At 48.0% G+C, this 20,685-nt stretch carries 18 protein-coding genes; 2 read left to right on the plus strand and 16 right to left on the minus strand.

The window, feature by feature from the left end; all coding sequences use genetic code 11:
• Positions 1 to 61: 61 nt before the first annotated feature.
• The 12 genes from DXN05_RS24735 to DXN05_RS17065 all read right to left on the minus strand — a co-directional run bounded on the left by DXN05_RS24735 (position 62) and on the right by DXN05_RS17065 (position 10,261).
• Positions 62 to 235 (minus strand): hypothetical protein, encoded by a 174-nt coding sequence (locus tag DXN05_RS24735; RefSeq protein ID WP_158559288.1) that lies wholly within the window; start codon positions 233 to 235, stop codon positions 62 to 64.
• A 45-nt stretch (positions 236 to 280) separates the two neighbouring features.
• A complete protein-coding gene (locus DXN05_RS17015) occupies positions 281 to 664 on the minus strand; it encodes an iron chaperone (protein ID WP_116848467.1) in 384 nt (127 codons plus the stop codon).
• Positions 665 to 965: 301 nt separating this feature from the next.
• Positions 966 to 1,172: a hypothetical protein gene (locus tag DXN05_RS17020; protein WP_116848468.1), complete on the minus strand. Its 207-nt coding sequence runs from the start codon at positions 1,170 to 1,172 to the stop codon at positions 966 to 968.
• 123 nt (positions 1,173 to 1,295) lie between these two features.
• The gene (locus DXN05_RS17025; protein ID WP_116848469.1) at positions 1,296 to 1,667 is read right to left on the minus strand and encodes a DUF6496 domain-containing protein; all 372 of its coding nucleotides are present in this window, start codon (positions 1,665 to 1,667) and stop codon (positions 1,296 to 1,298) included.
• A gap of 76 nt (positions 1,668 to 1,743) precedes the next feature.
• Positions 1,744 to 1,908 (minus strand): DUF1328 family protein, encoded by a 165-nt coding sequence (locus DXN05_RS17030; protein ID WP_116848470.1) that lies wholly within the window; start codon positions 1,906 to 1,908, stop codon positions 1,744 to 1,746.
• A gap of 156 nt (positions 1,909 to 2,064) precedes the next feature.
• Complete coding sequence (locus DXN05_RS17035) at positions 2,065 to 2,280, minus strand: hypothetical protein (RefSeq protein WP_116848471.1); 216 nt, start codon at positions 2,278 to 2,280, stop codon at positions 2,065 to 2,067.
• A 336-nt stretch (positions 2,281 to 2,616) separates the two neighbouring features.
• Positions 2,617 to 3,135 carry an ankyrin repeat domain-containing protein gene (locus tag DXN05_RS17040; RefSeq protein ID WP_116848472.1) on the minus strand — a complete coding sequence of 173 codons (519 nt, stop codon included), beginning with the start codon at positions 3,133 to 3,135 and terminating at the stop codon, positions 2,617 to 2,619.
• Positions 3,136 to 3,319: 184 nt separating this feature from the next.
• Positions 3,320 to 3,547 carry a helix-turn-helix transcriptional regulator gene (locus DXN05_RS17045; protein ID WP_116848473.1) on the minus strand — a complete coding sequence of 76 codons (228 nt, stop codon included), beginning with the start codon at positions 3,545 to 3,547 and terminating at the stop codon, positions 3,320 to 3,322.
• Between the two features lie 195 nt (positions 3,548 to 3,742).
• On the minus strand, positions 3,743 to 4,726 hold the full coding sequence (locus DXN05_RS17050; RefSeq protein WP_116848474.1) for a type I glyceraldehyde-3-phosphate dehydrogenase: 984 nt from the start codon (positions 4,724 to 4,726) through the stop codon (positions 3,743 to 3,745).
• 796 nt (positions 4,727 to 5,522) lie between these two features.
• Complete coding sequence (locus DXN05_RS17055) at positions 5,523 to 6,863, minus strand: anaerobic C4-dicarboxylate transporter family protein (RefSeq protein WP_116848475.1); 1,341 nt, start codon at positions 6,861 to 6,863, stop codon at positions 5,523 to 5,525.
• Between the two features lie 109 nt (positions 6,864 to 6,972).
• Entirely contained in the window at positions 6,973 to 8,379 is a 1,407-nt protein-coding gene (gene aspA / locus DXN05_RS17060; protein WP_116848476.1) for an aspartate ammonia-lyase, read from the minus strand.
• A gap of 220 nt (positions 8,380 to 8,599) precedes the next feature.
• Positions 8,600 to 10,261, minus strand: coding sequence for a UxaA family hydrolase (locus tag DXN05_RS17065; RefSeq protein WP_116848527.1), 1,662 nt, complete (start codon positions 10,259 to 10,261; stop codon positions 8,600 to 8,602).
• A 220-nt stretch (positions 10,262 to 10,481) separates the two neighbouring features.
• Here DXN05_RS17065 and DXN05_RS17070 point away from each other — a divergent pair, with 220 nt between their 5' ends.
• Both DXN05_RS17070 and DXN05_RS17075 read left to right on the plus strand, forming a co-directional pair.
• Complete coding sequence (locus tag DXN05_RS17070) at positions 10,482 to 11,351, plus strand: AraC family transcriptional regulator (RefSeq protein WP_116848477.1); 870 nt, start codon at positions 10,482 to 10,484, stop codon at positions 11,349 to 11,351.
• Positions 11,352 to 11,612: 261 nt separating this feature from the next.
• Complete coding sequence (locus DXN05_RS17075; RefSeq protein WP_116848478.1) at positions 11,613 to 13,760, plus strand: alpha-galactosidase; 2,148 nt, start codon at positions 11,613 to 11,615, stop codon at positions 13,758 to 13,760.
• Positions 13,761 to 13,882: 122 nt separating this feature from the next.
• On the opposite strand, the gene DXN05_RS17080 is transcribed toward DXN05_RS17075, so the two are convergent.
• From DXN05_RS17080 to DXN05_RS17095, 4 genes are all read right to left on the minus strand, one after another.
• Positions 13,883 to 15,262 (minus strand): alpha-L-fucosidase, encoded by a 1,380-nt coding sequence (locus tag DXN05_RS17080; protein WP_116848479.1) that lies wholly within the window; start codon positions 15,260 to 15,262, stop codon positions 13,883 to 13,885.
• Between the two features lie 201 nt (positions 15,263 to 15,463).
• Positions 15,464 to 16,642, minus strand: a complete 1,179-nt coding sequence (locus tag DXN05_RS17085) for a glycoside hydrolase family 88 protein (RefSeq protein ID WP_116848480.1) — start codon at positions 16,640 to 16,642, stop codon at positions 15,464 to 15,466.
• A gap of 52 nt (positions 16,643 to 16,694) precedes the next feature.
• A complete protein-coding gene (locus DXN05_RS17090; RefSeq protein ID WP_116848481.1) occupies positions 16,695 to 17,900 on the minus strand; it encodes an alginate lyase family protein in 1,206 nt (401 codons plus the stop codon).
• 51 nt (positions 17,901 to 17,951) lie between these two features.
• Complete coding sequence (locus DXN05_RS17095) at positions 17,952 to 20,528, minus strand: glycoside hydrolase family 2 protein (RefSeq protein ID WP_245975238.1); 2,577 nt, start codon at positions 20,526 to 20,528, stop codon at positions 17,952 to 17,954.
• Positions 20,529 to 20,685 lie beyond the last annotated feature (157 nt).

Below are 20,685 nucleotides of genomic sequence, written 5' to 3' on the forward strand. Positions count from 1 at the left end.
TCCGGGTAGGCATAAAAAAAGACCGTTGCAAAACAGTCTCAGGGGTTGTTCACGGTGGGCCTTACTTACCGGAATGTGTGCTGACATAACGTTCTACAGCCGTATAGTCATTCACATTAACCCTGTCTTTTTCCATCGATTGCCGTAACGATCCGGCAATCAGTACATATTTAAACCAATAGGCATTTATTGCAGTGGTGCTGAGATCTGTGGGCGTTGCGTATTCGTACACCATATTGGTATAATACTTACCCGAAAACGACAGTGCCGCGGCATCTGCTCACTTCATCCTGGCTGCATTTTCCTTAATACGCTGCTGCAATATTTTCTTTACCAAAGTGGCGGGCAACTGCTTCCCAGGTGTAAACCGGATGGTAGCGCCATTGGTTTTAAACCCCTGCAGTTCTTTCTCAAAAAAAACCAGCAGGTCTTTGTTTACCACAATCAATGAGCAGTGTTTGGCAAAAGCAGCAAAATGCACCAGCGCGCCATTTTGTTTGTAGGTAGGCACCTGGTAACTGATCAGCTCTTCTGCTTTGGGCACCGCAGCCAGTATGTTGTTGCGCAGTGTTGTGAGCGCTTCCCGCATAGCAACGGGTGCCAGGGCAATATAATCATCCACAGTTTGTACAGGTGTTTGTTTTGCAGCAGGCATAGTTGACATGGTTTGGTAATTTAATTGTTCAAATGTTCAAATGCTTAATAGTTCGATTTGACGGGCCTGATCCGGTAACTTTTAAACCAGCTAACCACAAACCATTGAACTATCCAACTATTTGAATTACCTCTGAACGGATGTCAAGATACACCACCCTATTGTCGTTTACAACCCCTGCGCACGGCATATATACACCGCCTGCTGCCAGGCAAAGCAAAGCCCTGCAACTTCCATTGCAGGGCTTAAGTGTAACTATCATACAGCATTTGCCATATGAAAAACGGGGATATGGCAAACATCCGAAGACTTACTTTTTCAACGCGGAATCGCCGCGTTTGGTGGTGTCCAGTATGCGTGGTTCACCTGCGGAGTTATTCACCATAGAATCGGTGCCGGCACTGCTGGCAGAATCCCTGTTGCTACCTGCGGCAGGTGTTTTTTCAGACTGGCCGCCGCATCCGGCAGCTATCCATAAAAGGGCGCCTGCGAGGGCGCTGTACAGTACATTTTTCATAGATGAAGCGTTTACGTCATGCGTTTTAAAAGTAAAGGGATATGTTTTACGATATCCCTTTTTAAGGTTACCCTTCACACGTTAATGGGTTAGTGAGTAGTATAAGGTAACCGGTTTGCGGTGTTATGCACCGGCATGTTTGGATGCACGTTTAACAGCGGCCTTTTTAACAGCACGCTTACGCGGCGCTGCTTTCTTTACTGCCCGCTTGCGTGGTGCAGCCTTTTTGATGGCGTTTTTGCGTGGCGCAGCTTTGCGTACGGCTGCTTTTTTAACAGCACGCTTACGCGGTGCTGCTTTCTTTGCAACCTTTTTACGTGCAGCCTTTTTAGGCACCTTTGCCCCTTCAGCCCTTGCTTCGGACAAACCAATGGCAATAGCCTGTTGGGGATTGGTTACCTTTTTATTGCTGCGTCCGCTGCGCAACTTACCTTCCTTCATTTCGTGCATGCTCTGCTCAACTTTCTGCCCGCTTTTGGGCGAATACTTAGCCATAACACTATGATTTGGTTAGGTTAAGTTGTACAAATTGCCTGCCACCGTTATACATTGCCGGTTCATGCAATCCATGCTACACACCGCTTCTGCGGCCAAACAGGAAGGATACTACCAGTAATACAACGAAAATGTAGAAGATGATTTTTGCTATCTCTGCAGCTCCGGCAGCAATGCCGGTAAAGCCCAGAATACCCGCTATAATAGCGATGATTAAAAAAGTCACAGTCCAACGTAACATAGGTTATCAGTTTTAGATGAACAATTCGGATTCATTCTTCTCTTTGCCACAAACATGCCAATACCACGTGTGCCACACCATTCCACATTGCTGTTGCAACACGAAAAAGCGCACTGCGACAGTATTTCAATGTACTGCAACAGTGCGCCGGTGCTTTTACAGGTGTGTAACCACATCAAAATAATAAGTACCGTTCTGCATGGTATCGGGCATTCCGCTTACCTGCACACGAACATAATGGGTACCGCATTCATCAATTGATGTCATTTCTTCCAGGAAACTGTCGGCAGCCTGTTCCGCTTCTTCCAGGCTGTTAAACGCTTCTGCCACCACCATATGGCGGCTGTCTTCTTTAAAATGTACCTGTTGCATGGTGCAGTTTTTCAGGGTGAATAAAAGAAGGTGTCAATAGCCCTGAATCAATTTGTATGCGCGTTTTAAGCATATGGAACAGCATATCACCCAACGCTGCAGCTGTAGAAAAACCGCCCGTTTGGGCAAGAAATACCCTGTTGGAAGCCATCGGGAATCGAGAATCGACAGTCGAGACGATTGGAGACCATGGGTGAGTGCCTGAAGCAAATGTGCCTGCGGCTGTGGAGACAGATCAAGGGTACATTTGAACTGGTAGCCTGGCGTTAAAAAAAATGCCGCAGGAACAAGCCTGCGGCGGTACAAGTGAAATTGGTTTTTCCAGGATGCGCGGTGTTAACTGCGCAATAAGTTCACAATGTTGTTGTAGCCCTGTTTACGTGCATAGTACAGGGCATCGTGTCCTGTTTTATCTTTTACCTGTTTACCGGCGCCTTTCTCCAGCAGCCGGGCAACAATATCGGTTCTCTCAAAAGTGGCAGCAATAATCAATGCCGTAGCGCCTGCTGCATTACTGCTGTCTGTTGCAGCGCCTGCATCCAGTAACAGGCTGCAGATGCCGGTATAACCACGCAATGCAGCACCTATCAACGGCGTGTTGCCTGCATTATCGGTGGTGTTTACAGCTGCACCCGCTTCCAGCAGCAACTGCACGGCTGCTGTACGGTTGGCATTGCATGCTGCGGCAAGCAATGTTTCACCACGTTCATTGCGCATGTTTACATCCATTCCTCTTTTAAGGGCATCTGTAAGGGCGGGCAGGTTATTGTCGCGTACCGAACAAAAAACGCCGGTTTGCGCAACGGCTGATTGGATACACAACCAGGCAATACATACGAACACCAGATTTTTCATAAAGGATAATAGAGATAATGATAAAGCAATAACGGTGCTTACCAAAGGCCGCAGATTACGGCACTATTCATTTTGTGCAGAAAATCATCAATGCAACGAAATAAGCACAAAATGATAAGTTTTTAACCGCAAGCGTTGTTAAACAAATGTTATTGAAACGTTTTAGCGGGGAAGTGACTGTGTATTAATCTTTTGGCCAGCTGGTGGGCACCAGCAGTTCGCGGATATCGACTTTCAGGAATTTTGCAATATCATATAAGGTTTTTACCGAGGGCTGTTTGGAATTGGTGCACCAGGCCGATACCGCCTGTGTAGTTACCTCGAGGGCAGCCGCCAGATCCTGGTTCAGCACATGTTTTTCGGCAAGCACTGCTTTAATTCTGTTGAAAGCAAAATTCTCTTTATTGGCCATTAGTGATGTTATCCTGCGACCAAAATATAAAAAATTGAGGTAAAGAGGTGGTAATTAATTGAATATAAAGAAAAAAGAATAAAAATATATCTATTGTATTAATTAATTAAACAAATAGATTCATTTATTTTCAGCCACTAACCGGCTGTTTAAAGATAAAGAGCGGTTTTGCCACCGCTCCTTACTGCAGTATTGTTATAAACGGCCTATCAGTTCCAGCCAGTCTACCATGCGGGAAGTATAACCGGATTCGTTATCAAACCAGGCAATTAATTTGATCAGTTTGCCTGCACTGCTGGTCAATGCACCATCAATTAAGCAGGAATGGGTATTCCCCCTTACATCGAGTGATACCAGCGGATCGGTGGTATACCCCACCACCCCTTTAAACTCATGCTTTGCAGCTGTTTCAAACAGTTTGTTGATCTCGGCAGCACTGGCTTCGTGTTTCAGCTGCACCGTAAAATCGGCCATGGCACCGTTGGCTACCGGCACGCGCGTGCTCATGGTTGCAATGGCGGGTATAGTGGGAAACAGGCGCTGCAATGATACTGCCAGGTCAATTTCAACCGGGATAATGGCTTCTGCTGCTGCGCGGCCGCGGCGGAACTGTTTGGCAGGTGCATCTACCAATGCCTGGCGGGAGGTGTAGGAATGCAGTATGTTTACCTGCGCTGCTTCAATGCCGATGGATTGCAGCAGGTATAAAATATGGATACTGCAGTTGGTCATGCAGCCGCCGGGAGAAATAATGTTGATGTCTTTGGTAAGTGCATGCTGGTTAAAACCATAAATCAGCAAAGGTATATCCGGCGCGCCGGTGGTAGAAAGCAATACCTTGCCTGCACCTGACTGCAGGTGGGTGCCTGCTGCATCGCGGGTGGTGAACTTGCCCGAGCATTCCAGTACCACATCTACCTGCAACTCTTTCCAGGGCAGCTGTGAAGGATGACCAAACCGCGTGGCGCGTATGGTTTTGCCGTTGATGACAAGGGTATCGCCCGTGTGTTGCATCTCGTCTGCCAGCGTACCATATACTGAATCGTACTTCAGCAGGTACACCAGGTTATCGGTATCCATTACATCATTTACTGCTACCAGTTCAATAGTCGGGTGCTGCAACAATTTTCTGCACAACAGCCGGCCAATACGTCCCATTCCATTAATCGCAACGCGCATATGCTACATGATTTAAGCTGCAAATATCGGAAACAAGGAGAAACCGGGGAGATGGTTTTATAGTTGAATGGCTGGATGGTTTGATGGGGGTGAATAGTTCAATCGTTTAATTGGTTCAATTGTTCAAAAGAAAACACCGCGGTACCTGGTGCCCTTCCCTTACAACCACGCCGGGTGCAACTTCAAACTTTAAACTTCAAACTTTGAAACTATTTGAACTTTGAAACCATTGAACTTTGAAACTATTTAAACTTTGAACCTTCTTAAAAAAAGAGAAGGGAATGTAGAAACATTCCCCGGTCGCGTATTTTACGCACATGAGAAAAAAATTCAAATTCTTTTGGCTGTAACACTTCTTAAAAAGAAAGAAGGGTAAGTAGAGACGAACCCTTCTGAATAATCAGCATCGTCTATTTAAGAAGCTTTAGCTAAACCAAGTTTATAAAACCAAAGGTTCTAATTTGTTTTGTTGATCCGCGCACATAACCATCCACTGCATCTTTACAGACGCCATTTCAAAGGGGGACATTATTCTCATGGAGGTTTTTATGCGAGGATGGTGCAAAGCTATTGATTGGCATTTAAATAACAAGCTTTTTTTTAGCAAAAAAGATGCTTACTATCCGCCAAACGCTTTGAGAATGCAAGTTGATAAGGGTTGCCAAAATGATTTTGCTATAAAGTGACAACAGCGATTTTCAACACTCAACCGTTTTTGCACCTCGCTGTACAGTACCGTGCGTATGCTTTGCGGAATTTTGCTTTTGCAATTAACACATTGCCGCAGGTTCCTGCATTATAAAAGATAATGACCCAGCAAAAAGCCCATGGCTACGGCAACTGCAATGGTTACCAGTCCGGCACGCATAAAACTATGGTTAAGCACCATTTTGCCGATATGCGTAGTGCCTGTTTTATCGAAGCTGATCGCTGCCAGCAAGGTAGGATAACCGGGCAGCACAAAGTCGGCATTCACTGCCGGGAACATGGCAATCAGGTGTGCACCTGCAATGCCCAGTGCCACTCCCAGGGGCATCATGGTTTTGGTAGTTGCAGCCTGGCTGAATATCAATGCAGCCATCAAAAACACGGCGAATGTAAACAGCCAGGGATGTGCCTGTGCCATACCGCCCAGCGCCTGCCTTATCACGGCTTCATTGGCGGCAATAAACGTGGCGCTCATCCATACTACGCCAAATACAGAAACAACTGCAGATGCCATGGCTGTGAACATACTGGTTTGCACTACGTCGGTTGCCTTGGTGCGTGTTACCAGCATAATGATGGCAGCTGCACTGAGTGTGATTATTTCAATAATACAACCCATGGTTAAACGGCCATCAGCACTTACCTGCAAACCGGCTTTACCGGCAGGCACACGCGGCACCAGTGACGGGAACGAGCCGCACAATACCACCAGTAAAATAGCCACGCAAAAAATAAGTACAGCTGTTTTAGCACCGGGTTTTACCGGCTGAGATACACTGCCTGTTTCCTGATCTATCGCACTGGCAAAAGCAGGGTCTTTCATCTTTTCGAGGAACACAGGATCCTGGTCGAGCTCCTTACCCATTTTACGAACGGAAAACGCACCTGCCAGTACGCCGATAAAACAGGAAGGAATGCCTATTTTCATAATATCGAGGGCCGCGCCGGGATAGGCCAGTATTACCGCCAGTGCAGCGGTGGCGGCACTCATAGGACTTCCGGTTAAGGCTACATGTGAAGCAATAACGGTAATGCTCAGCGGGCGTTCGGGGCGTATTCTTTTCTTTGCCGCTACTTCCGAAACAATGGGCAGCAAGGAATATACAATGTGCGAAGTGCCTGCAAACAAACAAAGCACAAAAGAAGTGATGGGCGCTATAAAAGTAACCCTGGCCGGGTTGCTGCGTATAATGCGTTCTGCCAGACTTACCAGGTACTGCAAACCGCCTGCAGCCTGCATGGTAGCTCCTGTGGTAACAATAGCCAGTATAATCAGCATTACATCCAGCGGCGGTTCTGCAGGGCGCAGGTGAAACACACCTACAAATACCAGCAACCCAAGCATGCCCATTACCCCAAGGCCAATGCCTTTCATCTGTGAACCGATGAGTATTACAACCAGCAGTAACAGTAATTGCAGCAACAACATAAGCTGTGTTTTATGATAAGAAACAGGACAAAAAACAACCGGGAAACAAAAGCACACAGGGAACTTTACTACCCTCGCCCACTTTCATTTCCCGGCTTGCATTATACTTCTAACGAATGAATTTAGGATGTATCAGGTTCTCGATGGAATAAATTTCATCCCACTTCTCCTGCGTTACCACTTTTCTTTCCACCACGGCAATCTGGTGCACCGATTTGCCGCTTTCCAGTGCTTCACGGGCAATGGAGGCACTGGTTTCATAACCCACTACAGGGTTTAGCTGTGTTACTATGCCAATGCTGTGCATCACCATTTCACGGGTGCGGTCTGCATTGGCAGTGATACCCACCACGCATTTTTCGCGCAGCATGTCACAGGCACGGGTAATGTATTCCAGCGAGGTAAACAGGGAGAACCCGATTACCGGTTCCATTACATTGAGCTGCAGCTGGCCTGCTTCTGCGGCCATGGTAACGGTAAGATCGGCACCGATAACGTAAAAGCAGGTCTGGTTCACTGCTTCTGGAATTACGGGGTTTACTTTGCCGGGCATAATGGAAGAACCGGGCTGCAAGGGCGGCAGGTTAATTTCATTTAAACCCGTACGCGGGCCACTGCTCAGCAAACGCAGGTCGTTACATATTTTGCTCAGCTTAACGGCACAGCGTTTCATGGTACCGCTCAATTGAACATAGGCACCTGTATCGTAAGTGGCTTCAATAAGATCGGCAGAGAGCTTAACAGGAATACCACTCAGCTCAGCCAGGTAACGCACACAGTTGGCCGCATACCCTTCAGGCGCATTTACACCCGTGCCGATGGCAGTAGCGCCCATGTTTACTTCGGTAATCAATTGCTGCACTTCGCGCATACGCAGCACATCTTCCCCAATGGTGGTGGCAAATGCATTGAACTCCTGCCCCAGCGTCATCGGTACAGCATCCTGCAATTGCGTGCGGCCCATTTTCAATACATTGGCAAATGCTTTTCCTTTTTCATAAAAAGCAGCCTGCAATCTTTCCAGTGCTTCGGTAAACAGACTGATTTTTAAATACAATGCCAGCCTGAATGCAGTGGGATAGGCATCGTTGGTGCTTTGTGAGCAGTTCACATGGTTATTGGGATGCAGGTACTGGTATTCACCTTTGCGGTGCCCCATGTGTTCCAGGCCAATATTGGCGATTACTTCATTGGCATTCATGTTACAGGAAGTGCCTGCGCCGCCCTGTATCAGGTCGCTGATAAACTGGTCAGCATACTTGCCTGCAATCAGTTCATCGCTGGCGAACACAATTGCGTCTGTGATGTTTTTATCCAGCACACCCGCATCGGCATTGGCCAGCGCGGCGGCTTTTTTCACATAACCAAATGCCTTGATGAATAAAGGTTCTGAGCTGATAGCAATACCGGTAATATTAAAATTCTCCTTTGCACGCAGTGTTTGCACGCCATAGTATTTGTCGTCAGGTACTTGTTTCTCGCCCAGGAAATCATGCTCCAGTCTGTAGGTATTCATAGCTAAATTTTTTAAGCGGAAGGATGCCGGTGTACAGGATGTATCGGCAGTGCTAATCTACCATTTTTTTGAGGAGTGGGGAGGCGGTGAGTGGTGAGGAAAGCCAAAGCCGGTGAATAGTGTCCGTAGAACTCCTTCGGAGAATGAACTTAACGAGTTTTTTTTGGGGGAAGAAGGGTGGCTGTGTTCCCCACAGCCACCGGTGCAACAGACAAGTATACTACAGGGACACGCCTCTTCTCCAGGGAATAAAATCATCCTGTCCCTTCAGTACTGCCTTTGGCTGAATAAGGCCACTGGCAACATCAATCACGTATTGCAGAATGCGTTCACCAGCCTGTTGTATGGTTTCTGTACCTTCTATAATGGTACCGCAGTTAATATCAATGATATCAGGCATTTTAGCGAAAATGCGGGTATTGGTGCTGAGTTTTACCACAGGTGCTACCGGGTTGCCGGTGGGTGTACCCAGCCCTGTTGTAAACAATACGATATTGGCGCCTGACGCAACTTCAGCAGTAGTGCTCTCCACATCATTGCCGGGTGTGCACAGCAGGTTTAAACCGGGTTGTGTCACCTTCTCCGGGTAATCAAGCACAGCCGTTACCGGTGAAGTGCCGCCCTTCTTGGCTGCGCCGGCTGATTTAATGGCATCGGTAATTAGTCCATCGCGGATATTGCCGGGTGAAGGGTTGGCGTAAAACCCCGAGCCTTCTGCCTCTGCCCTGTTGTTATACACACGCATCAAATCCATAAAGCGTGAGGCATTGGCTTCATCTACACAACGATCGCTCAACTCCTGTTCCACCCCGCACAGCTCGGGAAACTCAGACAGGATTACTGAACCACCCAATGCCACCAGCAAATCAGAGGTATAACCCACGGCAGGATTGGCGGATATACCCGAGAACCCATCAGAACCACCACACTCCAGCCCGATACACAATTTTGATAACGGTGCAGGCCGGCGTGTGTTTTCATTGGCTTTTACCAATCCCAGGAAAGTCTGGCGGATGGCTTTCTTCATCAGCTGGCTTTCCGTACCTTCTTTCTGTTGCTCCAGTATTACCATTGGTTTCTGAAACTGCGGATCGCGTTTGGCAATCTCCTGCTGCAAAATGCTTACCTGTGCGTGCTGGCAGCCCAGGCTAAGCACGGTAACCCCGGCCACATTGCTGTGCGTGCAATAGCCGGCCAGCATGCCGCACAGTGCTTCTGCATCGGAGCGCGTGCTGCCGCAGCCCATATCATGCGTCAGGAATTTGATACCGTCTACATTCGGGAATAACCGGCGCGCCAGCGGTTCAGTGAAAGTATCTTCCAGTACGGCGTCTTCCAGCTGCTGTGCAGAGGCGCCATTTTTATACAGTTGCACCAGTTGCTGCACCTGCTGTTCGTAACGGTTTACCTTGCCATAACCGAGGGCTTCGGCCATGGCTTCTTTCAGCACTTCCACATTGCGGTTTTCGCAAAACACAAGGGGAATTACAATCCAGTAGTTGGCGGTACCTACCGAGCCGTCTGCCCGGTGAAAGCCCATGAAGGTTTTATCTTTCCAAGCAGCAACAGCAGGCCGGTTCCATTGCAGTTTGCGTTCGCCCATATGATAGCCGGCTGCTGCATGTTTTACATTGTGCACATGAATAGCGCCGCCTTTGGGTACCGCCTCGCTGGTTTTGCCTACCAGTACGCCGTACATATAAATGTTTTCACCGGCAGGCATGTCATATAAAGTAAATTTATGTTTGGCTGCTACATCATTAACCAGGGTTATAAAGCTGCCGTTGTGTTGTACCGTTGTTCCTTTGTCCAGTTGCTGTAAGGCTACCAGCACATTATCCGCGGGGTGTATGTGCAGGAAGTTTTGCTTAGTACCATTCATAGCTGCGCGCTGCTTGTTGTTATTAGGAATAATGCCGCCTGCGAAACGAAAAACTACGGAAACGTTTGCGTCTCCGTTACGCAGGCCTGTATTGGATTTCACAATCCGGGTACAAATAAAGCAAGGTACTGCCGGTAAAAAAATTTACATTTTATCATAGTAGTAAGGTAAATTAGCCTGTTTCCATTCCTTTCGTGCAAACCAAAGCATATTTATCTGAATGAGACCACAATTGCTAAAGGTATCCACTGGTCCGGCACATTCATTCAGTGTTCGCCAGGATGTAGTACCCCATGTGAATAACAGATGGCATTACCATGCCGAAGTAGAGCTGATCCATTTTAAAAAAGGAGAAGGCACGCAGTTTATCGGCGATAACATCAAGCCGTTTAAAGCAGGCGATGTGGTGCTGGTTGGCGCACACCTGCCACATTACTGGCGCTTCGATGATTTTTATTTTGATGAACATACCCGCACCAATGCCGACGTACGTGTGGCTCATTTTGGCGAAACATTCTGGGGCGATCATTTTCTGCAGCTGCCCGAAAACGTGAACATCCGCAATGTGCTGGAAAAGGCAAGGCTGGGCATACAAATCAGCGGTAAAACCCGCGTACGCGTGGCAGAACTGATGGAACGCCTGCTGTATGCAGAAGGTACGGAACGCATCATTTACCTGATGGAGGCGCTGATTACCATTGCCAATTGCAAGCAACTCACCATGCTCTCTTCCATCGGTTTTAAACATGAATTTGTAGAAGCTGAGAACGACCGTATCAATGCCATTTACGAATATTCACTGGCTAATTTCAAACGCAAAATTCAGCTGGATGAGATTGCCGGTGTTGCCAATATCAGCCCCAATTCGTTCTGCCGTTATTTTAAATCACGCACCCGTAAAACCTACTCACAATTCCTCATTGAAATACGTGTAGGCCATGCCTGCAAACTGCTTATCGAAAACAAACTGAGCATTAAACAGCTCTGCTACGAAAGCGGGTTTAACAACTTCGCCTGTTTCCATAAATACTTTAAGGATATTACAGGTAAAAGTCCGCTGAAGTACCAGAAGGAGTTTGTGGCGGGATGATGGGCCGCGCACATATCCGCCCGAGAATCGAGAATCGACAGTCGGCATGATCGCAGCGAATCCCGAAAGCAGCTTGCAGCAAACCTGCAAAAGCTGGCAGCGTTTTACTATGCCGCATACTCTGACAGCCACTGCACGTTAAACATTAAACTTTAAACCAGTACCCAGTACCGTTGCTTCTGCAAGCTAAACGCTACCTGCTAAACGCTAATCGCTTTTATTGTATCTTCAACACTTTATTCACCGATTGCAACTTAAAACATGAGGCTACTTCTTACCGCACTGTGTATGTTATACGGTGCTTCGCTATTTGCACAAAACAAAACCATCAGCATCGACACCAAAAACAGCAGCCTGGTATTTGCCGTTGGCAAAAACGAGCGCTTGTACCAGGTGTATTTTGGCAGGAAAACAGCCGGAACGGATTACACCAAATTCAAAACCACACACGAAGCATATATCGGCGGCGGACTGGATGACTGGTTTGAGCCTGCCCTACGCATGGTGCACAACGATGGTAATCCTTCACTGGAGTTGCATTATCAAAGTCATACCAGCACGGGTAATGCAGACAGCATACAAACCGATATTGTGCTGAAAGATCCAGCCTATCCTGTTGAAGTAGTATTACACTTCACCGCGTTCCCCAATGAAGATGTAATTAAAGCCTGGAGCACCATCAGCCATAACGAGAAAAAGCCGGTAGTGCTTTCCCAATACGCATCTGCATTGCTGCACTTTGATGCAGACCAGTATTGGCTTACACAGTTTCATGGTGACTGGGCCAAGGAAATGAATATGGAAGAAAGCCGCTTAACCAATGGCATACACATTATAGACAGTAAACTGGGTACACGCGCCGATTTTTACCGCGCTCCCCTGTTCTTCCTGTCGCTGAACCAGCCTTCCACAGAAAACACCGGTGAATTGATTGCAGGCACACTGGCATGGACCGGTAATTTCCGTTTTGCATTTGAGATAGACCGTCTTAACTCTTTGCGTGTGCTGCCCGGCATCAACAACTATGCATCTGACTATACACTACAACCCGGCGAAACCTTTACCACACCTGCATTTATTTACACTTACAGCAATGCAGGTAAGGGACAGGCCAGCCGCAACCTGCACAAATGGGCGCGTAACTACGCGGTGCTGGATGGCAACCAGCCACGCCTTACCCTGCTGAACAACTGGGAAGCCACTGAAATGAATTTCAATGAAAACATCCTCTCCGGCCTGTTCGATCAAACAAAGCAACTGGGTGTTGATATGTTCCTGTTAGATGATGGCTGGTTTGGCAACAACCACCCACGCAATGGCGATACAGCCGGCCTGGGCGACTGGCAGCCCAATAAAGCCAAACTGCCCAACGGTATTGGTCACCTGGTGCAGGAAGCGACAGCGAAAGGCGTGAAGTTCGGCATATGGCTGGAGCCTGAAATGGTGAACCCTAAAAGCGATCTTTACAATAAGCATCCTGACTGGATTCTGCGTCTGCCCAACCGCCAGGAACACCTGGAACGCAACCAGCTGGTACTGGATTTAACCAACCCGCAGGTACAGGATTTTGTATACCACATTGTAGCTGACCTGCTCGATGAAAACAAAGACATCGCGTATATTAAATGGGATTGCAACCGCCCCATGACCAATACTTATTCACCTTACCTGAAACAGCAACAATCACATTTATACATCGATTACACACGCGGCCTCTACAAAGTGTTTGAGCGCGTTCGTGCAAAGTATCCGCACTTACCTATTATGCTGTGTTCGGGCGGTGGTGGCCGTACCGATTATGGTGCGTTGAAGTATTTTACCGAATTCTGGCCCAGCGACAATACCGACCCGCTTGAACGCATCTTTATTCAATGGGGCTATTCTTACTTCTTCCCGGCCAATACCATTGCAGCACACGTTACCAACTGGGGCAAACAATCCCTGAAGTTTAAAACAGATGTAGCCATGATGGACAAACTCGGCTACGATATTAAAGTAAGCGACTTCACGGCCAAAGAGCTGCAATTCAGTCAGCAGGCCATTGCCAACTACAAGCGCCTCAGTGAAGTAATCTGGAAGGGTGATTTGTACAGGCTGGTATCGCCCTACGATAACCAGCGCGCAGTGGTAATGTATGTGAATGATGACAAAACAAAAGCTGTGCTGTTCAACTATCACCTTTACCCACGCAGGGCCGAAGTGTTTTACAATGTTACGCTACAGGGCCTTGACCCCAATAAACAATACCATGTAAAAGAAACCAACCTGTTTCCCGGTACGCAATCGCACAATGCAGCGAACGATAAAGTTTACAGCGGCGCTTATTTAATGAACATCGGCTTCAACCCGTCAAATGGTGGAACACCGGAGGTGTTGAGCAGCCATGTATTCGAGATCACGGCGGAATGATCGTGAATCGTGGGTTGTCACTCATCGGCATTTAGTAAACGGCTTCTTTGTGCACTTTGTGGTTTTCCCTTTGTGTTCCTTTGCGGTAAAAAAAAGCAATCAGCTTAACAGGCACAGTAGATTTATAAATTTCCTTTCAGTTCCAGGCTGATGACCGTGGCAATTGCATCAGGCGCTGTGGCAGGCACCTGGATGGTGATACCATCTGCAGCAGTGCTGGTTTGAAGGGATTGGTTGCCGGCCAGCAGGGCTGCTTTTACCACAGGCAATTGCACCCCTTTAATCAGCAGCTGTTTATCCTCAGGCCAGTTAAACACATGCACGTACAATGTGGTAGTGCCAGCCTGTTTTTTCAGGGTATACCTGCCCCATTCAGGTGCATCGAGCGGACTGGCCTGTGTACCGTAGATAGCAGTACCGTTTACTTTCATCCACTTGCCGATGCCTTGCAGGCTTTGTATGCTTTCATCCGGAAACTCGCCTGATGCGGTAGGGCCAACATTCAGCAGGTAGTTACCACCTTTGGAAGCAATATCAACCAGGTTGCGCACCAGGGTTTCCACGCTTTTCCATTTGTGGTCATAACTTTTATAACCCCAGGTGCCATTCATCGTCATACAGGTTTCCCAATCGGTATGATCCAGCTCGTGTGGTTTGGGTATTTTTTGTTCAGGCGTTTTATAGTCGCCGGGGAAGTTAGGACGTTTAAGACGGTCGTTGGTGATAATGTGTGGCTGCAGCTTTAATGCATCTTTCAGCTTTTGCGCATATTCATCGGTCATATCGGTTGGCGTATCCCACCACAACACGGCTACATCGCCATAATTGGTTAACAGTTCTTTTACCTGCGGCACCGCCACCTTGTCTATGTACTCACCCATTGAGGCCGTTGTTTGTGCCGGATCCCAATGGCCTTTGTGCGCAAGCGTGTATGCATCAATGGCAGCAGAATCGGGATTTGCCCAGCCTTCTGAAGCCGGTTTGCGTGCAGCAGCCCCGCCGGGATTGTTCCAGTCCTGCGCCTGCGAATAATAGAAGCCCAGGCGAATGCCATACTTCTTGCAGGCCTCAGCCAATGGTTTTAATACATCTTTGCCGTAAGGTGTGGCATCTGCGATATTCCATTTGCTGGCTGCACTTTTAAACATGGCGAAACCATCGTGGTGTTTGGCAGTGATTACAATGTATTTCATACCTGCATCTTTCGCCATGCGTACCCAGGCATCTGCATCGTATTTCGTGGGATTAAACCGGCGGGCACTCGCCTGGTAGTCTGCAACCGGTATTTTACCGCGGTTCATGATCCATTCACCACCGCGGCCAATTTCATGCCCCTTGTAACTACCGGCCAATTGTGCGTAATCGCCCCAGTGAATAAACATACCAAAACGGGCTTCGCGCCACCATTGCATTCTTTCTTCGCGGGAAGTATCCTGCTGCGCGTGTACGCTGCAACAGAAACAGGATAATACAACAAACAGGCAAGCAATCGATCTTTTCATATACAGTTTTTAGTGCAACCAATTATCCATGTCAGTCAGTTAGGATTTTTTCACGCAAGGCCCGCAAAGGCGCATACGCAACGCTTAACTGAACAAAACTGAATCTATAATAGTGACTGCAACTAACTCATTCTTCTGCAAATGCCGGCCGGGCTTTTTATCCTTTTATTCAGATGAATTGGCATATCGGCCATGCGTGCTTTATTTCCGCTGTTTCACTGAACGTTGCAGGGCTTCCAGGTAGTAGTAGTCTGCATAGTTCAATGGTGCATCCACCTCTGTGTTCGAGGGCTTTGTGCCTGTGCTGTGCAACAATATAAAGCCCTTGTTCTCACCAATGGGTGAACGGTAATGATTGGTTAAGCACTGCAATGTATGATCTGCCGCCTTACGGTATTCACGGCCATTGCTGCTGTATGCACTCAGCTCGTACAAGGCCGAAGCAATAACAGCAGCTGCAGATGCATCACGCGGTTCATTGGGTAGGTTGGGCGCATCAAAATCCCAGTACGGCACACCATCTGCAGGTAAGTGCGGGTGATGTAAAATATAAGCAGCCACATGTTCTGCCTGTTGCAGAAAGGCCGGGTTATGTGTTTCACGGTAACACATGGTAAAGCCATACAGGGCCCATGATTGTCCGCGCGCCCATGCAGAAGCATCGCTGTAACCCTGGTGGGTGGTGCGTTGCAGCACTTTACCTGTTAGCGTATCATAATCCACTACATGAAAACAGCTGTAATCATCCCTGAAATGATGCTGCATGGTAGTGGTTGCGTGCGCCACTGCTATTTTATAAAAAGAAGAATCACCGGTTAAACGCGTTGCTGCAAACAGCAGCTCCAGGTTCAGCATATTGTCGATAATAACGGGATAGGCCCATTTTTCCTTGTGATGATCCCATGAGCGGATACAACCTACTTTGGGGTTAAACCGCGTGCTAAGTGTTTTGGCAGCCTGTATAATGACTTCTTTGCTATGTGCATCATTGGTAAGGCGGTAGCCATTGCCGATACTGCTGTAGATTTTAAAGCCCATATCGTGCGTACCACCATTCCATTGTTCCGGTTCAACCAGTGCATCATATTTTTCGGCATTCGTACGCCATTGCTGCCCGTGATTATACGCATAGAGCTGCCACATTACGCCGGGAAAAAAGCCGCTGGTCCAGTCTTTTGCAGGCACCAGTTTCAGTTCGCCTTTTTCCAGTGTCCTGGGCGATACCAGTTCGGCATTCCTTGTACGTATGGAATCCGTATTCTTCAGCAGGCACATGGTTTGTACTGCAGCATCATTCATTATTTTTTTCAGTGGCACAGGCTGCGCTGTTAGGGTTGCAGCCCAAACAACCGCACCTGCCAATCCTATTAATTTTTGCATACCTGGTATTTAAAGCATGTTCTGCGAAATGTTCGTTCTGATGGTGCAACTGTTATATCGCCTTGTTTTCTTTTACCCATATCAGCGGGTGACGTACCGGCAGGTTCCTGATCACCTCTTCGTTCTGCGGGTTATGTTCCAGCTGTTTCCAGGTATTGAGCCAATCCGGCTGCTGTAAGGCATCCGCACCAAATATTAATGCAGGTTGCGCTACCGGCCATTGATCCCAGAACATCACGTCTTTCTGAAATGGCCAGGTATTTTTATCGCGCAGGTAGGGATACAGGTAAGCGATGCCTTTTTGCATGCAACGGCCATCCGGTGTTTTGTACAACCACAAATTATCCAACGGGGTGCTCAGCAACTGGCAGATAGTGCTCATGGCATCGAGGTTAAAAATAGCATACCCGTATGGTTTGGTGCGTTTCAGCTCACGTGGAAAGCTGCCGTCTGCATCCATTTGTGAAGGCAGCAGCAGGTTCTTAAACCGGTCTCTGCAAAACTGCTGCAGGGTATCGTTGTGCGTAAATACGGCAAAGGCAGCCACCTGCATTACCCAGCAGGTACCGTGGTTATTGGCAGCGTTCATTTCGTCTTTGCCATAGGGATGCGTGGTTAACCACAACAGGTATTTATTAAACCAGTTGCGTACACCGGCAAGCAAATCCGCACCAATTATGCCGGATGCTTCCATTGCTTCCAGTCCTTCCACTACTTCCATGAGCTGAATAGTATCGATGATGCCGATACCCCTGCCTGTTGCCCTGCCTTTAATGGCCTGCGCGTATTGCAGGTTAGGGTTCATGCAGGTAGCAGTATCTATAAACCAGGCGCGTACATGCAGCATCGCCTGGCGTACATATTTATCATCGTGTGTTAACTTGTAGGCCGAAGCCAATGCACCAATAATGCGGCTGAAGCGGATCATTGCCAGCCGGTGTGCGACAAAGTTGTCGGGATTGGTCAAACCATCCTTTTGTATGTACGGACTATCCGGATGCTGCGGATCAGGCCACCAATAGTCACCTTCAGAATAAAAATCATGTTTGCCGCCCGCACTGCGTACACAGGTTTGCGCCGTTACGGTAACAGGCGCCTCCTGCATGGCCTGTGCTGCTTCGCGCAATACCTGCGCACGCAGGGTTTTCGCAGCTTCTGCATACACAGGATTAACCAGCTTTTTGTGTTGCCAGGCAATACCTGTGCTGATTAAACAAAGCAGCAAAGCTGCATTCCATACTATTCGTTTCGTTTGCATCTAAAACGTGTTCATTGATTCATGGTGTGATCCCTGTAAGCCTGCCTGTTGCTATAACGGCAGCAGCGCTGTAGGTAAACCGGCGCTTTGCACACTTACCACACTTTTGCCGCCATTGGTATGTACACGTATTATGGCGCGCCCGTTTGTGAGCTGCACATAACGTGAACCAGACGAGGTGCCCTGATTGTCAATTAAGGTTCCGTCGCCCGCAATACCAAAACGTACAAAGGCAGTGGCATCCAGGCAGGTCACCTGCGCAGCATCCTTCAACTGTACTTCAACAGTTGCAATGCCGTTGGCTTCTGCCGTTTTGCGTAACACCAATGTGGCAGGCTTAGCCCATTTCCTTGTTTCATAAGTTAATTGAATGGTATCGGCAACAACTGTTTTACCTGTACGCGCCACTACACGCACTTCATTGTCACCACTTGCAAACACAACGTTCCAGCGTAAGCCGGCAGCAGGAAAGTCCTGGCTGTTGCGTTTTTTAGTGCCATAACTTTTGTTGTTGACAAACAGTTCTGCCTCGCTGCAGTTGGAATATACTTTCACCATTTTCTCTTCACCTTCATTCCCCCAGCGCACAGGCCAGCCATGACCGTAAATGTGTGCCATGGGCTGTGTTGTCCAGTATGACTGAAACACGTAGTATGCCTCTTTGGGTGTTAAATCGCGTTCTACCACGCCTTTCTGGTTCATGTAAGGCACCGGGTTATCAGGGCGCACAGGAGTGGAAAAATCTTTAAACACCCATTGCGCAGAGCCGGTGAGCCAGGGCATGGTTTCCTGTTCTTTCAAATGCCAGTCGAACAAATTACAGGCATAACTTTCACTCCAGTCGCCATCTTTTGAAGCCCTTGCCGCACCGCCGAACAGAGAGGCATCACCGGAGCGTTCATCTGTACCGCTACCTGTTTTTATATTTTGCAGTGCTTTATCGGGATTTTCAGAATGACGGCCTGCATGACTGTCTGCCCCCCATTCTGCATGAAAGAAATGCAGTGTTTTTTTGAACTCTTCTTCGGTAGATGATTTGTACTCGGTAAACAAACCGCGGTACCAGCCTGCCCATATGGATGGCGAATAAACATCCACAATATCCTTACAAAAATCGCAGCGGCGGATGGCTGTTTTGCGTGTTGAATCCAGCTGGTGCGAGAGCGTGTTGAGTTGTTTCATAAAATAACGGATGGCTTCTTTATCGAAGGTAGAGAAGTCGCCGGGCCAGTCATTTTCATTACCCAAACCCCAGATGACCACGGCCGGGTGATTGTAGTGCTGTTCAATCATGTTGGTGAGCATGCGTTTGGCCTGTGCCTGGTAAACAGCACCACCCAGCCCGCCGCGGCACCAGGGAATTTCTTCCCAAACCAGTATGCCCAGGCTATCGCACAGATGTAATACTTCGCGTGATTGCTGGTAGTGCGCAAGCCGCATAAAGTTCACGCCCATGTTTTTTATGAGCAGCAACTCTTTGCGGATCATGTCTTCCGTCATCGCGGCTGCAACACCTGCCTGGTCTTCGTGGCGGTGTGTGCCGCGTAACAGCAGTCGCTTGCCATTCAGCATAAACGGACCGTTTGCTTCAAACACAAAATTGCGAAAGCCAACCTGTTCTGTTTGTGTAAAGCTTTGTCCTTTCGCTGTAATGGTAGCTGTTACCGTATATAAAAATGGCTGATCAGGCTGCCATAGCTGCGGCTTTTTGATATTCCATTTTACCAGTTGCATTTCCTGCTGCAGGCTGGTTGCAGGCAGGGTTGCCTGCTGTATGGTTTTACCCTGCGGATCGCTGAGTTGCAGTGTGATGGTTGCGCTATCGAGGTGCAGGGGATTGTACCATCTTGCACGCACATCCAGCATACCCTGTTTGCCGGCAGCATCTGTGCCTGCCTGTGCAAACAGTTTATCTATCGACAATGCAGGTGCATATACCAGGTTCAGGTAACGGTAAATGCCGCCATACACGTTAAAATCCGACAAGCTGGAAGGAATCATTTCCAGGTCGCGCGAATTATCGGTGCGTATACTTACCGGTACCTTTCCCTTGAATTGCTTTTTGCATACCCCGGTTTGCTGAAAGGCTGCGACTGCATCGGTAATATCCACCGTAAACTCATCATAACCGCCGGTATGTGCACCTACTTTCGTGGTGTACACATATACTTCCGTTTTCTGCCCTGCACCTTCAAAATGCAGCAGCGTACGGCCGTTGGCGTAGGGATTATTGATGTTTAAACTGGTGCGGTACCAGGCTGGTCCCTGGTAGTAATTTACATCGGGGTCAACTGCATCTGTGGCATTTACACAATGCGGCAGCTGCACTTTTTGCCAGAGCGGCACACTTTCAGGGTTGCCTGCTGTTACAGGACGTACCGCTTCCCATATGCCGCCCAGATCCTGTTTCAAAAACTCCCAGCCTGTAATTAAACGTACCTGCTGCTGTGCCATTGCCATATGGCCAAAGGCAAGTAATAATACAATCGTTAAACGCTGTTTCTTCACGGTAAAACGTATAAATGTTGGTTGCGGCAATTGTGCTGAACAAAAGGCTGCAGGTAGTATCCCTGCAGCCTTTGTTTGTGCAATCATTTCTACCGGCGGCAATTTCGGCAAAAACGCCATTGCCCGGTATTTTGTTTACGTAATCGATTCCGGAAACCATTGCCGCAGACTGTTACTGAGGTGGCCATAGCCTCCCAGTTAGGTTATGCAATAGGCATAACGGCAAATGCATGGTTGCTTTAAAATGGCAGGTTTATTTATTTTTGTGATTACCGTA

Source organism: Deminuibacter soli (assembly GCF_003412455.1).
Lineage (GTDB): Bacteria > Bacteroidota > Bacteroidia > Chitinophagales > Chitinophagaceae > Deminuibacter > Deminuibacter soli.